This window comes from Arthrobacter sp. 10N44_2 (genome assembly GCF_056394385.1).
In genome coordinates this window covers 26968-42782 of the sequence record NZ_JBFTHT010000008.1, presented here as the reverse complement: position 1 = coordinate 42782, position 15815 = coordinate 26968, and the positions used below count along the sequence as shown (strand labels likewise).

16 protein-coding genes are annotated in these 15815 nt (G+C 68.0%); 8 read left to right on the top strand and 8 right to left on the bottom strand.

Annotated elements, in window-relative coordinates; all coding sequences use genetic code 11:
• Window positions 1–11 precede the first annotated feature (11 nt).
• Window positions 12–680: a GAP family protein gene (locus tag AC1DBX_RS10625; RefSeq protein ID WP_476858669.1), complete on the top strand. Its 669-nt coding sequence runs from the start codon at window positions 12–14 to the stop codon at window positions 678–680.
• 88 nt (window positions 681–768) lie between these two features.
• On the opposite strand, the gene AC1DBX_RS10620 is transcribed toward AC1DBX_RS10625, so the two are convergent.
• Window positions 769–2364, bottom strand: a complete 1596-nt coding sequence (locus AC1DBX_RS10620) for an MFS transporter (RefSeq protein WP_476856009.1) — start codon at window positions 2362–2364, stop codon at window positions 769–771.
• A 341-nt stretch (window positions 2365–2705) separates the two neighbouring features.
• Between AC1DBX_RS10620 and AC1DBX_RS10615 the strand changes: the two genes are divergently transcribed.
• Window positions 2706–3347 (top strand): LysE family translocator, encoded by a 642-nt coding sequence (locus tag AC1DBX_RS10615; RefSeq protein WP_476931712.1) that lies wholly within the window; start codon window positions 2706–2708, stop codon window positions 3345–3347.
• A gap of 99 nt (window positions 3348–3446) precedes the next feature.
• A complete protein-coding gene (trxB, locus tag AC1DBX_RS10610) occupies window positions 3447–4472 on the top strand; it encodes a thioredoxin-disulfide reductase (RefSeq protein WP_476931711.1) in 1026 nt (341 codons plus the stop codon).
• A 75-nt stretch (window positions 4473–4547) separates the two neighbouring features.
• On the opposite strand, the gene AC1DBX_RS10605 is transcribed toward trxB, so the two are convergent.
• From AC1DBX_RS10605 to ribA, 5 genes are all read right to left on the bottom strand, one after another.
• A complete protein-coding gene (locus tag AC1DBX_RS10605) occupies window positions 4548–5678 on the bottom strand; it encodes a hypothetical protein (RefSeq protein ID WP_476931710.1) in 1131 nt (376 codons plus the stop codon).
• A gap of 260 nt (window positions 5679–5938) precedes the next feature.
• Window positions 5939–6445, bottom strand: a complete 507-nt coding sequence (locus AC1DBX_RS10600) for a universal stress protein (protein ID WP_223916985.1) — start codon at window positions 6443–6445, stop codon at window positions 5939–5941.
• Between the two features lie 124 nt (window positions 6446–6569).
• Window positions 6570–7427, bottom strand: a complete 858-nt coding sequence (locus tag AC1DBX_RS10595; protein WP_476931709.1) for an SDR family oxidoreductase — start codon at window positions 7425–7427, stop codon at window positions 6570–6572.
• A 117-nt stretch (window positions 7428–7544) separates the two neighbouring features.
• A complete protein-coding gene (locus tag AC1DBX_RS10590) occupies window positions 7545–8342 on the bottom strand; it encodes a dioxygenase family protein (protein WP_476886643.1) in 798 nt (265 codons plus the stop codon).
• 43 nt (window positions 8343–8385) lie between these two features.
• The gene (gene ribA / locus AC1DBX_RS10585; RefSeq protein ID WP_476931708.1) at window positions 8386–10305 is read right to left on the bottom strand and encodes a GTP cyclohydrolase II RibA; all 1920 of its coding nucleotides are present in this window, start codon (window positions 10303–10305) and stop codon (window positions 8386–8388) included.
• A 224-nt stretch (window positions 10306–10529) separates the two neighbouring features.
• Here ribA and AC1DBX_RS10580 point away from each other — a divergent pair, with 224 nt between their 5' ends.
• Together AC1DBX_RS10580 and AC1DBX_RS10575 are read left to right on the top strand one after the other, a co-directional pair.
• Window positions 10530–10868: a YnfA family protein gene (locus AC1DBX_RS10580; protein WP_028276742.1), complete on the top strand. Its 339-nt coding sequence runs from the start codon at window positions 10530–10532 to the stop codon at window positions 10866–10868.
• 33 nt (window positions 10869–10901) lie between these two features.
• On the top strand, window positions 10902–11306 hold the full coding sequence (locus AC1DBX_RS10575; protein ID WP_230011597.1) for a type II toxin-antitoxin system VapC family toxin: 405 nt from the start codon (window positions 10902–10904) through the stop codon (window positions 11304–11306).
• Between the two features lie 15 nt (window positions 11307–11321).
• Here AC1DBX_RS10575 and AC1DBX_RS10570 read toward each other — a convergent pair whose 3' ends face one another.
• Window positions 11322–12737 (bottom strand): aminotransferase-like domain-containing protein, encoded by a 1416-nt coding sequence (locus AC1DBX_RS10570; RefSeq protein WP_476931707.1) that lies wholly within the window; start codon window positions 12735–12737, stop codon window positions 11322–11324.
• Here AC1DBX_RS10570 and AC1DBX_RS10565 point away from each other — a divergent pair.
• The 3 genes from AC1DBX_RS10565 (at window position 12736) to AC1DBX_RS10555 (ending at window position 14882) form a co-directional block, all read left to right on the top strand.
• Window positions 12736–13719, top strand: a complete 984-nt coding sequence (locus AC1DBX_RS10565; protein ID WP_476849523.1) for a DMT family transporter — start codon at window positions 12736–12738, stop codon at window positions 13717–13719. The genes AC1DBX_RS10570 and AC1DBX_RS10565 overlap by 2 nt on opposite strands.
• An 88-nt stretch (window positions 13720–13807) precedes the next feature.
• Complete coding sequence (locus AC1DBX_RS10560) at window positions 13808–14482, top strand: FMN-binding negative transcriptional regulator (RefSeq protein ID WP_476931706.1); 675 nt, start codon at window positions 13808–13810, stop codon at window positions 14480–14482.
• A gap of 157 nt (window positions 14483–14639) precedes the next feature.
• On the top strand, window positions 14640–14882 hold the full coding sequence (locus tag AC1DBX_RS10555) for a pentapeptide repeat-containing protein (protein WP_476931705.1): 243 nt from the start codon (window positions 14640–14642) through the stop codon (window positions 14880–14882).
• Window positions 14883–15084: 202 nt separating this feature from the next.
• Here AC1DBX_RS10555 and AC1DBX_RS10550 read toward each other — a convergent pair whose 3' ends face one another.
• Window positions 15085–15807, bottom strand: a complete 723-nt coding sequence (locus AC1DBX_RS10550) for an SDR family NAD(P)-dependent oxidoreductase (RefSeq protein ID WP_476931704.1) — start codon at window positions 15805–15807, stop codon at window positions 15085–15087.
• Between the last annotated feature and the right edge of the window lie 8 nt (window positions 15808–15815).

Sequence of the window (15815 nt, the reverse complement as noted above, 5' to 3'; positions counted from 1 at the left end):
GTGAGGGGAGCATGCTGAGCACTCTCAGCAGCCTGGCTCTCTTTGCCCTGGCCGGGGCCCTCAGCACAGTGCCTGTCAGCGTGACGATCATGATTCTGCTCTCGCCAACTCCGCGCCGCGGCGCCCTTCCCTTCCTGATCGGCAGCCTCGCGGGATCGATCGTGGTCGTGGGCCTGGCAGCGGTCGGGCTGCAATTCCTGCCCGTCAAGCCGCCGCGCCTGCGTAGGGACGAATGGGTGGCACAAATTGCCATTGTGATCGGTGCTCTTCTGGTTGCGTACGCCGTGTACCTCCTCGTGAGCAAGGGCGGCCGGGACAACGCCATGCTTGGCAAGATGAAGTCGCGGTTCCGCTCCGCCCGGCCTTGGGAATTCGTCGTTCTGGGCCTGGGCTTTAACCTTCGTCCGAAGGCGCTCCTGCTGGCCGTCACCGCCGGCGCCGTGATCGGTGTCCAGGAACTGCCGCCGCTGCCAAGCAGCCTGCTTGTCCTCGCCTACGCCGCCGTGGTCCAGTCAGCCGTCATCATTCCGGTCGCTGTGTGGCTGCGCTCCCCCGAACGGGCCCAAGTGCCCTTGACCGCCCTATACAACTGGCTGCAGCGCAATGGCCGAAGGATTGCGGCGATCGCGACGCTGACGATCGGGATCTTCCTCGTCGGCTACAGCCTTCTCCAGCTCTGATCGGACTACCCCGAAACCACGCACCCCGCCGGATCCCGGGGAACTCCGCTGTCAGGGGGTGCAGCCTGGACGCTCGCCGCTGTGAACTTCAGCCCAGGACGCTCCCCTCGCCGGTGCCGGCGGGCTTGGGGTCAGGGATCCGAATCATGCGGAACGAGGTGCCGAGCCCGGCGAGGCCGGCAAGGATCGGGACGAACAGTGCAATCTGGAGGGCCAGGGGCCGTGCCTCCGTGTTGATGCGGATGATTTCGTTCTGGATGTCCTCCGGCTGGCCGGCGATCTGTTCCTGGAGTTGCGCGTCGCTCATCACCTGGGCGTCGTCTTCCAGTACCGTCGCGACCTGCTGCTTGTCGTCGGGCGGGAGGACCGTGCTGGCATCCGACAAGCCGATGAAGATGGTCGAGAGCGATGCCAGCATGATGCCGCCGGCGAACGCGAGTCCGAAGGACAAGCCGAACGATCCCGCGGCCGAGTTCACGCTGGCGGCCTCGCTGACCCGCTCGTCCGAAATCGGGGACAAGGTGTAGTTGTTGAGCTGGGATACCAGCAGCCCCAGGCCAAAGCCTGAAATGATCAGCGGAATCAGCAGCCACCAGCCGGAGTCAGCTCGCGGCACGATGGGGACCAGCACCACCAGACCCGCGATCAGAAACAGAAAGCCCCACCGTATGAGGCTGGCCGGGCGCCGCCTCCCGGACCTCTTCCCGACGATCATGGCGACAGCGAACATGGTCAGCGAGAGCGGGGCGATGGACAGACCTGACTGCATCGCGTTGTATCCGAGCACCATCTGAAGGTAGATGGGCAGCACGATCATGGTGCCGCCCAGAGCGATCTGCTGGAGCATTTGTCCCGTGGCACCAAAGCGGAAGGCTTTTGCCTGGAACAGGTCCGGATCCAGCAGTGTCGGCTTGTTGCGGCGTTTGCGCTGAAGGAGCCAGTAGACCAGGCCGCCCAGTCCGACGGCGCCCACAGCCAGGAGTGCGCCCACTGCCTCGCCGCCTTCCTGCCAGACCAGGATTCCGAGCACGACGCCGCCCATGCCGACGATGGACAGAAGTGATCCGAAGAGATCCAGTTCCCGGGGCCCGGTGTACGGCACGTCTTTGACGAGCTTGATTCCGGACAGGACGACCGCGATGATGAGGGCCTCGAGCAGGAAGGCGACGCGCCAGGACAGGAACGTGGTCAGGAAGCCGCCGAGTAGAGGCCCGACGGCGGCGGCGATCGCGGCCGACGCACCGACCAGGGCGTAGACCCGGTGCTGGGCATCTCCCTCGAAATTTCCGTGGATGAGGGACTGCATGGCGGGAAGCAGCAGCGAGGCGCCAAGGCCGCCGATCAGGGCCCAGCAGATGATCACCGGGAGGAGGGTCTGGGCCAGGGTCATCGCCACGGCGCCGACGGCGTAGCAGGAAAGCCCAATGACGTAGGCGCGCTTGCGCCCGATCAGGTCGCCGATCTTGCCGCCGATCAGGATAAAGGCCGCGGATACCAGCGCCTCGAGGGCGATTGTCGACTGGAGTCCGCTGACGGTCGCACCTATGTCGTCCACCACCGCGGAGATCGAGACGTTCATGATCGACGTGTCGACAACCAGCACGAACATCGCCATCGCGAGCAGCAGCGCCAGCCTTTGGTTGAACTGCACCGGCGGGGTCGCGGCGTCCTTCGGAGAGTTCATCGCGGTCCGCCTCCCACACTCGATGGCTCGCTCGGGTCCACCACACAACCGGACATGTCGCCTCCTCTGGAGCAGACCGGGCAGTTCACGCATGAGCATGGTCCTGCAGGCACATCCCACCAGCGCCCACCGCAATGCGATGCTGATGCAAAGCTAGCGGTCCGGCGTCCTGACCGAATCATGCCCAGCGGGTGAGGTTGCTGCCCCCTTCCGCCGGCAACGAGGCGGGGCTGCGCTCCGGTGGTGCCCGCGATGGCCTAACGTAGAAGGCTGCCCGGGTTTCGTTCCCGGGCGAAATTCACCACCCACCGCTACAGACTGACGCCCGGAGGAAATCCCAGATGCTGGAACAACTGGCAGCCTTCGTGCTGACCTGCCTGGTCGTAGTGGTGGTGCCCGGACCCGACTTTGCGCTTGTCCTCAGGAATGCCCCCCGCGGCACACGGGCGGCAACCACAGCCGCCGCCGGCATCATGGTTGGCAACACGATCCTTGCCGTACTGGCGGTGCTCGGTGTCACGGCGCTGCTGGGGGCCTCGGAAGTTGTCGGGACCGGGATCAGAATTGCCGGGGCCGCCTACCTGCTCTACCTGGGCCTGCGCGCCTTCGCTGAGGCGTTCGCCGGAAAACCCAAACCCAGCCAACCCCCGTCACCGGCAGCAGAACGCCAACGCGGCGGCAGCTCACCTTTCGTGCAAGGAATGGTAAGCAACTTGCTCAACCCTAAAGTCGCCGTCTTCTACTTGTCGCTGTTCCCGCAGTTCACTGTCGCCCCGTTGCCGCCCCTCGCCCAGCACGCATTGATGGCGGGCATCTTCCTGCTGATCGCGTTGGCCTGGTACGTGCTGCTGCTCAGCGCGCTCAATAAAGTGACCGGAGTCCTCGCCCGGCCCCGGACCGGCCGGATCGTCGTCGGGAGTTCAGGCGCCGTCCTGGTCGGGGTTGGCGGCACCATCCTGACTCAGACGCTGGCCTCCGCCTAGCCGCCCGGGCACGCTCCCGCGCAGCGTCCCCGGGTGTCTAAACTCCGGATCAACCCCGGGGGCGTTGATAAGCGCCCCACACGGCGGGATGATCAGCACATGCCCGGCAACCGTCACCGAAGGAGCCCGACCGTGAGCGCCGCCATCAAGACAACCGAGAAGCTGATCATCATCGGGTCCGGTCCCGCGGGCTACACCGCGGCGATCTACGCCGCCCGGGCCGGGCTCAAGCCTCTCGTCATCGCCGGTGCGGTCACTGCCGGGGGCGCTCTGATGAACACCACCGAGGTGGAAAACTTCCCCGGTTTCCCGGGCGGCATCCAGGGCCCCGAACTGATGGACGGCCTGCAGCAGCAGGCCGAAAAGTTTGGCGCGCAGGTGGTGTTCGACGACGTCACCGAGGTCCGGCTCGCCGGGCACCTGAAGCGTGTGGTCACCGGCGCCGGGGAGAGACATGAAGCGCCCGCCGTCATCCTCGCCACTGGCTCGGCGTATAAGGAACTGGGCCTGCCGGAGGAGAAGAAGTTCAGCGGCCACGGACTGTCCTGGTGCGCCACTTGCGACGGCTTCTTCTTCCGCGACCAGGACATCATCGTGGTCGGCGGCGGCGACTCGGCGATGGAGGAGGCCGCGTTCCTGACCCGCTTCGGCAAATCGGTGACCCTGGTGGTCCGCAAGGGCGAACTGCGCGCCTCCCGGATCATGGCCCAGCGGGCCAAGGACAACCCGAAGATCAGGTTCGCCTGGAACTCCGCCGTCACCGCGATCCACGGCAACGGCAAGGTCACCGGAGTGACCCTGACCGACACCCGCACCGGCGACACCCGGCAGCAGGCCGCCACGGGCATCTTCGTCGCGATCGGGCACGTGCCCCGGACCGAGCTTTTGGCTGGCCAGATAGACCTCGATGCGGACGGCTACATCCAGGTCGGCTCCCCCACGACGGTCACCAACCTGACCGGGGTCTTCGCCTGCGGCGACGCCGTGGACCACCGCTACCGCCAGGCCATCACCGCCGCCGGCACCGGCTGCGCCGCGGCCCTGGACGCCGAACGCTTCCTGTCCGCGCTCGAGGACGCCGACAGCATCGCCACCGCGCTGGTCGAAGAACCCACGCACTCCTAGGCGAGCTTTGAAGCGGCCCATCCCGACGGCACTCCCCGGCGTCGGCACTTCCGTCGTCGGCAGACCCCGCGGTACTTACGGGTCGGTCGCCGCGCTGTCTGTTGCGGAAACTGGCCGGTCCGCAGGCTCAGCCGGCGCTGACAGCGGGGGGACAAGCAGGCTAGCCTCAAGCTGGTCGGCATCGACGGCTGCGAGGTTACGGATCAGGATGATGAGCCAGGCGAAGATCAGCGAGGCGGCGATCAGCTCCACTGCGGTCAGGTTGTAGTAGCCGACCGGGAACCACAGCACCGCGGCGGCCACGATGACCGCCAGGAAGAGCCACCCCAGCGCAGCGAAGGTGGCCGAGACGGACGGAACCAGCGTGCGGATGCGGACAATGAGGGACGCGAAGACCACCACCATGCCGGACGCGACCAGGGTGTGGAGCCCGAAGCGCTCATCGACGGGGAACAATCCCACGCAGGCGAGGAAGACGCCGATCAGGGCGATCCCGCCTTCGAGCAGCCTCACCCGATGCAGCGCGGACGGGGACTTAGCGGTCACCGCGAGGGTCGCCGTCGCATATCCCGCCAGCGTGGAAATGACGACTCCGGCGACGATCAGGGTGAAGTTGAACGCCACTCCGGAGACGTCGGAGCTCATGCCGAGGGCACTGAGGTTCTCCTGCCACCACAGTGGATCCTGTGCGGTGAGCATGCTCGTGAGCAGGCCGGTGACCAGGAAGCCGGCGAGGAGGGCGGCGAGCCGGTAGGCGGTCATGCTGAGCGCGGACAGGTAGGCGATATAGGCGCTGATGGCTCCCGTGGTCCCGACCAGGACAGCGGCCGCGAACGGGTAGACGACCGCACCGATGAACGCCTGCTGAAACAGCGAAAAGAGCGCCAGCCAGCCGAGCAGGAAGATGCATGCGTGCGCCAGCGCGAGTGCGGCGATATCGATGGACGTGCGGATCCGGCCTCCCCCGCGGGCCTCCGGTGCCACAGCCGGACGACGTTGCAGGCAACCGGCCACCACCGCCCCGGCGCCCACCACTGCCGTGCTGATCGAGGCAATGTCACCGATTGAACCCCGTCCGGACAACGGGACCGGTTCCCGCCCGATCAGCAGAATAGCGATGCCGCCCAGGACGAGGAAGGCGGCGCTGCCGACGAAGAGCGCCCGGGCCTCTGACGTGACGGCTGCTGGCTTGTTCGGGTTTACCATCACTCACTTCGATTCGCTGGCGTTGACGGCTCGTGCAGTTCCGCCGTCAGCGTCAGCCCCTCGTGCTCCAGCAATCTTTCGCATCCCGGGCGCTCGCACACCGGCGGTACTCCAACGCTATGGCCGCGGCGGCCCGGGGCCGTCACCCGGAACGGATGAACCCGCGCCGCCGGCCTTCGGTTTGTTGGCGCGCTGCTGGCCCGCTGTTGGCCCGCTGTTGGCCCGCCTTCGGTGGACGGAACGCACGGCCGGCGCGTGCGTCACTGACCCGCGTGCGGAACGACCAGTACGGGCCGGCCCTGCAGACGGGTCAGGGAAACGCTGACCGAGCCCTCCAGGAGCCGGCCCATCTGGGCAATCCGCCCAGGCCGCTGCCCGCCGACAATCAGCGCAGCCGCGTCCGCGCTCTGCGCCAGCCGGTCCAGGGCGTGGGCAACTTCGCCGTTCAGCACCCGGAAGGACCATGCCCCGCCGGGAGGACCGAGAATGCCCTCAAGGCAGCTGAGCAGCTGTGAGGCCGGGTATTCGGCTTCGACATTCGGGGCGGGATCCAGTGAGGTGCCATCCAGGACTCCGGCGGGCTCCCACTCCGTGAGGTAGCTCGCCGGGTCCACGAACGCGCAAATCAGGTGCACTCCCATGATCGCGGCGAGCCCGGCGGCGGCCCGTACCAGGCGCCCGTCGAATTCCCACGGCACACCGACAACCAGCGGGCCGTCCGACCATTCGCCGGCCCCGGCCTGCTGAAAATCACCGGGAGTTTCCATGGGTCCTGTCAGTCGAGGCGCGCACCCGCAGGATGTCTATGCCTTGCGGGCGCAGCGGGAATCCACGCCTTCATTATGCCCACTCCCGGCCTTCCGGTCTCGCGGCCTCCCTGGGGAGTGCGGATTAGCTCGCGGCGGCGGACGTCAGAGCCTGCAACAGCGGCGTCGTCGGCCGCCCGATCAGCCGGGACAGCTCGCCCGTGACGGTGGCCAGCAGGCCCGCCTCGGTGTCCGCGTCCAGGGCTGCGAGGAATCCCGCGGTGCCCGCGTCGAGGCCGGCCGCGGTCAGGACCTCAACCAGTTCCGGGGCGGAGACGGGCTGGTAGACAACTTCCCGGCCCGTGATCCGGGTGATCGCCGTCGCCAGTTCCTTGAAGTTCCAGGCGTAGTCGCCGGAGAGTTCGTACGTGCGGCCCTCGTGCCCGGCGGAGCTGAGCACCGCCGCGGCCGCGGCCGCGTAGTCAGCCCGCGTCGCGCTGGCCACCCTGCCGTCACCGGCAGCGGCCACGACGGCGCCCGTCTGCTTGGCCGTCGCCACGGTCTGGGCGTAGTTTTCGGTGTACCAGCCGTTGCGCAGGATGGTGTTGTCGAGTCCCGACGCGCGGATGAGCTCCTCTGTTGCCTTGTGCTCGGGCGCCAGGATCAGTTCGGTGGTGTCCGCGGCCAGGACGGACGTGTAGGCGATGAACCCGACGCCGGCGGCCCTGGCCGCGTCGATGACGTTGCCGTGCTGCGCCACCCGGGAGCCCACCTCGCTTCCGGAAACCAGCAGGAGCCTGTCAACGCCCCTGAGCGCAGCCTCGAGGGCCGCGGGATCGGAATAGTCCGCGACGCGCACCTGGACGCCACGTGCAACCAGCTCCCGGGCTTTCGCGGCGTCGCGCACGATGGCCACCAGCGAATCCGGTTCCTGGCTGGGGAGCAGTTCATCGAGGACCAGCCTGCCCAGCTGTCCTGTCGCACCCGTTACTGCAATCGTCATGTTGCGCTCCTCATCAGTGGTCAAGCCACGTCACGTTATGGTTGGCCGGCGATCCGGCACTGGCGGACATAACCGGACCCCGGTCCGGTTCATTCCCCTTGTTACGTTGTGCGACCGCTACGTCAGGGTCCACGACCGCTTGGACAACCCGAACCAGAACCCGTCGATTGCTGTCCTGGCCTGGATGTCTCCCGAGCCGCACGCAGCCCCGAGGGCAACATAGAGCGGAGCCCAATGCTCGCTGCGGGGGTGCGCTTCCCGGGCGGCGGGTGCCTTGTTCAGGAAGTCGAGGATGGAGTCGACATCGCCGCGGGCCATGGCCTCCTCCGCCCAGTGGTCGAATTCGCTGGAGGCCGCGGGAGGGGCGGAGTCCGGCCCCCCGGCGGGATTAAACCAGCGCAGGTTGTGCGTCGTGAATCCCGATCCGACAATCAGCGTGCCCCGCTCCCGCAAGGGCCCCAGCGACATGCCGAGGTCGAACAACCCCTGAGGATCAAGCGTCGGCATGGACATCTGCACGACCGGCACGTCGGCGTCGGGGTACATCTCCTTCAGCGGAACGTAGGCGCCATGGTCCAGCCCGCGGCTTTCATCGCGCTCCACGTGGTGGCCGTGGCCGGCGACGAGCTTCTCGACTTCGGCAGCCAGCTCGGGCGCCTGCGGGGCGTCATAGGCCACCTCGTAGTACTTTTGCGGGAAACCGCCGAAGTCGTAGACCAGGCCCGGATCCCGCCCGGTTGCACTGAGCGTCACGGGGGCGTTTTCCCAGTGGGCGGAGACCATGAGGATGTCCCGGGGCTTGCCGAAGGTGCCGGACCAGTCGTGGAGTTCGCGGGTCCACGTGGAGTCGTCGGCCAGCGGCGGTGCGCCATGGCTGAGGAAGAGAACCGGGGGGCGGTCAGTGGTCTGAGTCATGGGATCATCCTAATCCATTTTGATTGAAGCTTCAAGCTTTCGGTCAGAACGAGGGCACACTGAACCCAAGACCCAGAAGGCCCCGGCCCGCCTGCTCGAGAACCGGATCCCTCGTCAGCGCCGCATGGTTCATCAGGACATTGACGTCGCGCTGGATCCGCTGGAGCGGATGCGACAGCCGGTGCACGCCCCCGCCGGATCCCAGCATGATCACCCGAACCGCCTCGGCCGACGCCTCGCCGCTCAGGGCGAGGGACAGCCGGTACTGCCCGCGGTCCGGCTCCGTCATGGTCGAAGGCCCGCGCGCATGGGCGGCACAGACCACCCGGACCGCCTCCTGCCAGTGCAGCCGCGCGGTGGCCACCAGCCCGAAGGCGTGCGCATACCGGACTTGCGCGAGCGGGGAGTCCGCCTGGCGGTTCTCCACGGTGTGCTTGACCTTCCGGACCAGAATCAGCTCGCGGAACAGGTCGAGCGCGTATTCGGCAGACCCCAGGGCAGCGGCCGGGGCCACCATGTTCAGCAGCGCGCCCATGGGGGTATGGATCAGCGGATCCGCGTGGAGCAGGCTCCCCGGATTGGTTTCCGCGCCCAGGAGTTCCCAGTCCAGAGTTCGATGCTCCGGGACGAACAGGTTCCCTGCCCGAATGTCGTTGCTCCCGGTACCCCTCAGGCCGGCCGTCTGCCACACGTCGAGGAGCTCGACGTCGGCCAGCGGCACCAGGCACTGGAGGCGCACGTCGCCGTGCTGCGCGGCGAGCAGCGCCCACTGGGCATGCATGACCCCGGAGGCAAAGGTCCACCGGCCCGAGATGGAATAGCCTCCCGGCACTTTCCTGGCCACTCCAGCCGGCGCCCCGGTAGCGGCCGCCAACGGAGCCGGTCCGTTCGCAAAGACCTCGTCCTGCGCCTCCCGCGGCCACCGCGCGAGCATCCAGACATGTTCGATCAGATGGCCGGCACTCCACGCCGTGGAGGCGCACCCCCGGGCAAGCCGGCGCACCACCTCCACATAGGTTTCCAGGCCCATGCCGAATCCGCCGACCCCCTTCGGGGAGAGTATGTGGAAGATTTCGGCCGCGTGCAGCTCCTCCATGGTGGCGTCCGGAATGCGCCGGAGCTCCTCGGTTTCCGCGGCCCGCTCGCGCAGGCCGGGCACGAGCTCCTGGACCCGGGCGAGCATGTCGTCATGGGTCGGGACGGCCGCCGCCGCCCGGGCACCGGCCCGGGACGCAGCCCCGACGTCGCCAGGGGCACCGCCGGGCGCACCGGCGACGGGTCCGGCGTCGGACGGGAGCACGAGCGTGTGGCCGGTATGGTCGCGTTTTGCGGCCAGGTACCGAAGATTGGCCGCCGAGGCATGGACGCCGGTGGCGACCTGCCCGGACACTTCGAGGCCGAGGCCGGTCAGCTGGGCTGCCTTGTCCGGGTTGTTGCTGAGCAGCCGCAGCGTGCCGGTACCCATTGCCCCCAGCATCTGGGCCGCCGCCGTGTAGTCCCGCTCGTCTTCGCCGTGGCCCAGGGCCAGATTCGCGGCGTAGGTGTCCAGGCCGCCATCCTGCAGTGCGTAGGCGTCAAGCTTCGAATACAGGCCGATGCCGCGGCCTTCCTGGCGGAGGTAGAGCAGGAAGCCCCCCTCGGCGGCAATCCGCTCCACGGCCTCCCGCAGCTGCGGGCCACAATCGCACCTCTGGCTCCCGAATACGTCCCCGGTAAGGCACTCGCTGTGCAGCCGCACCAGCGGTCCGGCACCGCCTCGCGCCGCGCCCTGCAGTGCAGCCTCCCACTCGCCGAGGGCCAGCAGCAGGTGCTCCTTGCCGTCGGTGAGCCCGCTGAAGCTCAGCACTTCGGCAACGGCTTCGAACCCGTCCGGGAAGCGCAGCGGCACGACGACGCGGCTGCGCACGGCGGCCGAAGGTGCTGCGGCCTTCGGGGTTGCAGTGGTTTCTGGCGCAAGGGTCATCTCGGATCCTCAGGTATTGGGCAACAGGTGCTGATGTTGGCGGGGCGGAGCCGTCATGCCAGTCGGCTTCGAGCGACACGGTCCTTCCGGCCACATTTACTTGAACCTTAAAGTTATAGGACCGGGTGGCAGGTGATGCAAGCGATGACCCCGCATGACGGCCGGGCGGGCGCGTCGGCGCGCACCGGCCCGGATTGGCAACCAGCCGGTGCCATCATGAGGGCGTGACTATCCCGAAAACCATCCTGTTGTTCGTCCTCGCCGCCGTTGCCGAAATAGGTGGGGCCTGGCTCGTCTGGCAGTCCGTCCGCGAGGGCCGGGCCTGGTGGTGGGCCGGGCTGGGTGTCGTGGCGCTGGGCATCTACGGCTTTGCCGCGACTTTGCAGCCGGACGCACACTTCGGGCGTATTCTCGCCGCGTACGGCGGCGTGTTCGTGGCCGGTTCACTGGCCTGGGGCATGATCTTCGACGGCTTCCGGCCCGACCGGTGGGACGTCCTGGGTTCGGTGATCTGCCTGTTCGGGGTCGCCGTTATCATGTTCGCGCCCCGCGAGGCCGGATGACCGCTGCTGTCCCTAGGAAAGGATCCAGTAACCATGACCCGATTCGTGATTGGCCCGGACGTTGCCCTTCATCTTGCCCTCGAAAGGTCGGCGGTTTCAGACGATCACCAGCTCGTGGCCCCGACGCTCCTCCGCTCGCAGGTGCTCTCGCTCCTGTACCAGTCAGTCCGGCGCGGCGACGTGACGCGGGCCGATGCCAATCGTCAGCTCGACTACATCCGGGGCCTTCGCATCCGGCTCCTCGGCGACCGCGTCCTGCAACGCACCGCGTGGAGCCTCGCCGAGGAACTTGGCTGGGATGACACCCTCGACGCCGAATACGTGGCCCTGGCCCGGCTTCAGGCAGACGCCTTTGTGACGCTCGACGCCGGGCTCGCCCGCTCCGTGCAGGGCCTCGTGACGCTCGCGGCACCTGAGGCGCTGCTCACTCCGCCATAGGGCGGCGGCGGCCGACTACCGCCCGGCGGTGCGTTCGAGCACCTGGCCGAGGATCCGCGCGCCTTCCCTGAAAGCACCCGGATTGGGTCCGGCGAAGTTCAGCCGGATGAACGGTCCGGCCGGTTCGGCCGGGAACCACTCGGTACCGGCCGCGATGATGACCCCCGCGGCCTCGCAGTCCCCGACGAACTGGTCGACGTCGGTCCCGTCGGGAAGGCGGGCCCAGAGATTGAGTCCGCCCGTGGGCACGTGCTCCACGTGGGCCAGCGGGGCAAGTTCCCGCAGGCTGCTGAGCATGAGATCACGGCGGGACTGGAGCTGCAGCCGCAGTCCGCGCAGGTGCGTCTGCCATCCCGGCTGCGTCACGACGTCGAGGGCGGCCGCCTGGAGAACGCCGCTGACATACATGGACTCGGCGCCCCGGTCGGCCAGGATGCGATCACGTGCCGGGCCGCGGGCGATCACCGCGGCAATGCGTAGGGCCGGGGACACGCTCTTGGTCAGCGAACGGAGATAAACAACATGGCCGGAATCGTCGAGGCTGGCGACGGGCACGGAATCCGTGGTGATGCCGAAGTCATGGGCCCAGTCATCCTCCACCAGGAATGCACCGTGTTCGCGCACCACGTCGAGCACCTGCTCGCGCAGGCGGGCAGGCCATTGCGCGCCAGTGGGATTGGCATAGTTCGGCTGTGCGTAGAACAGCCGCGCGCCGGTCTCGCCAAAGGCGCGGGCCAGGTCCTCGGGGTCCGGGCCTTCGGGACCGCTGGGTACCGGAACAACCCGGACACCGGACTGCGCCGCAGCCTGGAGCGCCCCCCAGTAGGTCGGGGATTCCACCAGCAGCGGCTGCCCGCTGCCGACCAGCGCCCGGAACACGGAACTGAGCCCGCCCTGGCTCCCCGGGAGTACGATCACGTCGCGCGGCGTTGGCGGGGCGACGCCGGCCCCAGTGGCAGCCCGGAGCTCGTGCGCGAACCAGGATTGCAGGTCGGGCAGGCCCGCTGCAGGCGGACGTGACAGGGCAGCCTCACCCCGGGCAGCCCGGGTCAGGGCCGCCCTGACCAGCCGCTCGGGCAGCAGTTCCCGGTCCGGATAGCCTGAATGGAAGGCGATGACATCATTTGGGGCGCTGCGCATCGCAGTGGAGCCGGGGCGGAGCGGCGCCCGGGGCGATCCCAGCGCCGTCGTCTGCCAGCCGTAGTCCGCGGGCCGGGCTGTTCGAACGGCCCGCACGAACGTCCCGACGCCGGGGCGGCTCTCGATCAGGCCCTGCGCGGAGAGGGTCCGCAGGACCTTTTGCACGGTCACGGGGCTGGCCTGGTACTCGGCGACCAGGGAACGCGTGGAAGGCAGCCGCGCGCCCGGCGCGGCGGCCGCAATCCATTCCCGGAGCCGCGCCGCCATCTGCGAAGTGCTATCGTAAGACATGAAAGACAATAGTAGCGCTACTCAGGGAATCGATCAACCGTTATCGTCCCGGCCGGCAGCCGGACTGTGGTGGGGATTCGTCGGCGTCGCCGCATTCTCCTTCACTCTGCCGTTCACCCGGGTGGCGGTTGCGGGGTTGTCTCCGTTGTTCATCGGATCGGGCCGGGCTGTTGTTGCGACCGTTCTCGCCGCGTTCGCCCTCACTTTGACCCGGCAGCGCCTGCCCCGGGGCGCCCAGTGGGCGCGTATTGCGGTGGTCGCCGGCGGGGTGGTGGTCGGATTCCCGCTGCTGACCTCCTTCGCCCTCACCTCGGTTCCCGCCAGCCACGGCGCGGTTGTTATTGCGCTACTCCCCGCGGCGACCGCAACGATGGCGGTCATCCGCGGCCATGAACGGCCGCCCAGGCCTTTCTGGGTGATCACCGGCGCGGGCGCAGTGGCGGCGATTGGTTTCGCCTCTGCGCAGTCCGGCGGCATCGGGCAACTGCAATTGGCCGACCTGCTGCTGTTCGGCGCCGTCCTCTCGGCGGCAATCGGCTACGCCGAAGGCGGCCTGCTGGCCCGCGAACTCGGGTCGTGGCAGACCGTCTCCTGGGCCCTCGTTCTGTCCTCGCCGCTCATGGCCGGCATCGCGGCGTTCTCTATGGCCAGCCAGCCTCCCTCCGCTACTCCGGTGCAGTGGGCGGCCTTCGCATACTTGGGCGTCGTGAGCATGTTTTTCGGCTTCTTCGCCTGGTACCGCGGCCTGGCCATCGGACCCATGGCGCAGGTCAGCCAGATCCAACTCGTCCAGCCGGTCTTGAGCATCTGCTGGGCCGGGCTCATACTGGGCGAAGACTTGACCTGGGCGACCATCATCGGCGGCACGGCGGTCATCCTCTGTGCCGGCCTGGCCGTCCGCTCCCGGCCAAGTGCGGCGAGGGCGGCGGGAAGCAATCCGTTCGTGCTGGACAGCCCGAAGGACAACGCGAGGGCACTGTGACAGTGAAACAATCCGGCTGATCTGATCACCTGCCCCGCCCCCGAAGCCTCCCAGCCCCAGACCGATCCGCGATCCGAATGGAAGTTCCGTGTACATCCCCGCACATTTCGCCGCCGGCCCCGATGCAGTCCGTCATCTGCTCACGCGCCCGTCCGCGGCCAACCTGGTCACCGCCACCGCGAAGGGCATGCTTGCAACGCTGCTGCCCTTCGTCTTCGACCCCTCGGCCGGTGAGCACGGCGCCCTGCACGCGCATCTGGCCCGCAACAACCCCCAATGGTCTGAACCCGCCCTCGGCGAATCGCTCGCCATTATCCAGGGCGCGGACGCCTACATCTCGCCGCGGTGGTACGCGTCCAAGGCGGAGCACGGACGCGTGGTTCCCACCTGGAACTACTCCACGGCCCACGTGTACGGCACCCTGGTCATCCACGACGATCCCGCCTGGCTCGCCAGCCATGTGAGGCGGCTGAGCAACCACAACGAGGCCGGCTCCGAGCGGCCCTGGACTGTCGAGGATGCCCCGGAGCGCTACATTGCCGGCCAGCTGCGCGCGATCGTCGGCGTCGAGCTTCTCATCACGCGGATCGAGGCGAAGCACAAACTCAGCCAGAACCGGCCCGACGCCGATGTTGACGGTGTGGTGGCCGGGCTGCGGGCCCGCGGTGACCTGGCAAGCGCCGCGGACGTCGAGAACGCACGTGAGGGCCGCGAGCAGATTCGCTGCCCGCACTCCGACTCCCAAGCCGGTCCTGCTTCCTGATCCTGGCACCGGCTGCGCCTGCATCCTGATGGCCGAAGGCTGACCCCGGCACCTGGCCCCGGCCCGGCCGTTTTGCTAGGATTTCGCTACGAATTCGGGCCGGCGCCGCAGAAAAGGTCAGGCGCTACGGGGATCCCCGTAGCGCCTGACCTGTGGCGTGTCACGTGTCCGTTTCCGTAGCGGAATCCTGTGCCATCTCGTGGCCGAGGTTCATCACCCGGCGCGCCAACTCTCCCGGGTCCGGTTCCCCGGCGCCCAGTTCACCCGTGCCCAGTTCACCCGTGCCCAGTTCACCCGTGCCCAGTTCACCCGCTCCCAGGATCCCGGCGGCACGCAGGTCCTGCCGCTGCAGCCCCGGCCTGCCCAGCAGGACAACGGACCACAGCGCCTGCACGGTTGATACGGCCACTGTGGCTCCCGTCGGCCCCGAGACCAGCCAGCCGCCGCTGGTCGCGGCCACTTTCGGGGCTCCCGGCCAGGATTGGCTGGCACCATTGATCGTTTGGGCGACAATCAGGTGCTGCCGCAGCGTTCTGACCGGACCCAGGACAGGATCGCTTACCACATTTCGTCCACAGGCACCGCACATATAGGCCTCCCTCCTAGGGCATGACGTCACCGGAATTTGGCCCGAGTGTCTGCCCCACGTACAAGTTGCCGCCGGGATCGCTGGCCAAAAGTAGCGCCGTCGGCGCCACCTCGTCCGCCAGCCCGAAGCGCAGCAGCGGCAGCCCGGCACGCTTCGCCGCCTTCCACTCCTCCGAGATGCCGTCAACCAGGGGCGTTTCGATGGGGCCCGGGGCAATGTTGTTGACCAGCACGTTGTCGGCGGCCGTTTCCAGGGCCAGGGCCTTGGTCAGCGCCACGACTCCAGCTTTGGCGGCACTGTAGTGGCTGAGCCCGGTGCCGCCCTTGATGGCCAGCTGGGAGGCGATGTTGATGATCCGGCCCCACTTCTGCTGCCGCATCTCCCCCACCACCTCCCGGCAGCAGAGGAAGACACCGGTCAGGTCAACGGCAATCGTCTCGTTCCACATGGCAAGTGTCATGTCTTCCAGCGGCGATTCCGTCAGAAGGCCGGCACTGTTCACAAGAATGTCGATGCTGCCGAGCCGGGACCGTGCTGCGGCAAAGGCCGCCTTCACGCTCGCCTCGTCCGAGACGTCGACGGCGATGCTTTCCGCCGCGCCCGACCGGTCCAGGATGGCGACTCTGTCGCCGTTGGCGGTGAAGGCCTCGGCGATGGCCTTGCCGATGCCGCTGGCTCCGCCCGTGACCACAACGGCGCGGCCCTCCGTGTTTCGGGAGGCGTCAGGGTTGTTCATGTTTGTCC

What these genes read in the sequence shown, in the direction of transcription:
- AC1DBX_RS10625 (WP_476858669.1), top strand. Translation starts at nt 12, where the DNA reads ATGCTGAGCACTCTCAGCAGCCTGGCTCTCTTTGCCCTGGCCGGGGCC.
- AC1DBX_RS10620 (WP_476856009.1), bottom strand. Translation starts at nt 2,364, where the DNA reads ATGAACTCTCCGAAGGACGCCGCGACCCCGCCGGTGCAGTTCAACCAA.
- AC1DBX_RS10615 (WP_476931712.1), top strand. Translation starts at nt 2,706, where the DNA reads ATGCTGGAACAACTGGCAGCCTTCGTGCTGACCTGCCTGGTCGTAGTG.
- trxB (WP_476931711.1), top strand. Translation starts at nt 3,447, where the DNA reads ATGCCCGGCAACCGTCACCGAAGGAGCCCGACCGTGAGCGCCGCCATC.
- AC1DBX_RS10605 (WP_476931710.1), bottom strand. Translation starts at nt 5,678, where the DNA reads ATGGTAAACCCGAACAAGCCAGCAGCCGTCACGTCAGAGGCCCGGGCG.
- AC1DBX_RS10600 (WP_223916985.1), bottom strand. Translation starts at nt 6,445, where the DNA reads ATGGAAACTCCCGGTGATTTTCAGCAGGCCGGGGCCGGCGAATGGTCG.
- AC1DBX_RS10595 (WP_476931709.1), bottom strand. Translation starts at nt 7,427, where the DNA reads ATGACGATTGCAGTAACGGGTGCGACAGGACAGCTGGGCAGGCTGGTC.
- AC1DBX_RS10590 (WP_476886643.1), bottom strand. Translation starts at nt 8,342, where the DNA reads ATGACTCAGACCACTGACCGCCCCCCGGTTCTCTTCCTCAGCCATGGC.
- ribA (WP_476931708.1), bottom strand. Translation starts at nt 10,305, where the DNA reads ATGACCCTTGCGCCAGAAACCACTGCAACCCCGAAGGCCGCAGCACCT.
- AC1DBX_RS10575 (WP_230011597.1), top strand. Translation starts at nt 10,902, where the DNA reads ATGACCCGATTCGTGATTGGCCCGGACGTTGCCCTTCATCTTGCCCTC.
- AC1DBX_RS10565 (WP_476849523.1), top strand. Translation starts at nt 12,736, where the DNA reads ATGAAAGACAATAGTAGCGCTACTCAGGGAATCGATCAACCGTTATCG.
- AC1DBX_RS10570 (WP_476931707.1), bottom strand. Translation starts at nt 12,737, where the DNA reads ATGTCTTACGATAGCACTTCGCAGATGGCGGCGCGGCTCCGGGAATGG.
- AC1DBX_RS10550 (WP_476931704.1), bottom strand. Translation starts at nt 15,807, where the DNA reads ATGAACAACCCTGACGCCTCCCGAAACACGGAGGGCCGCGCCGTTGTG.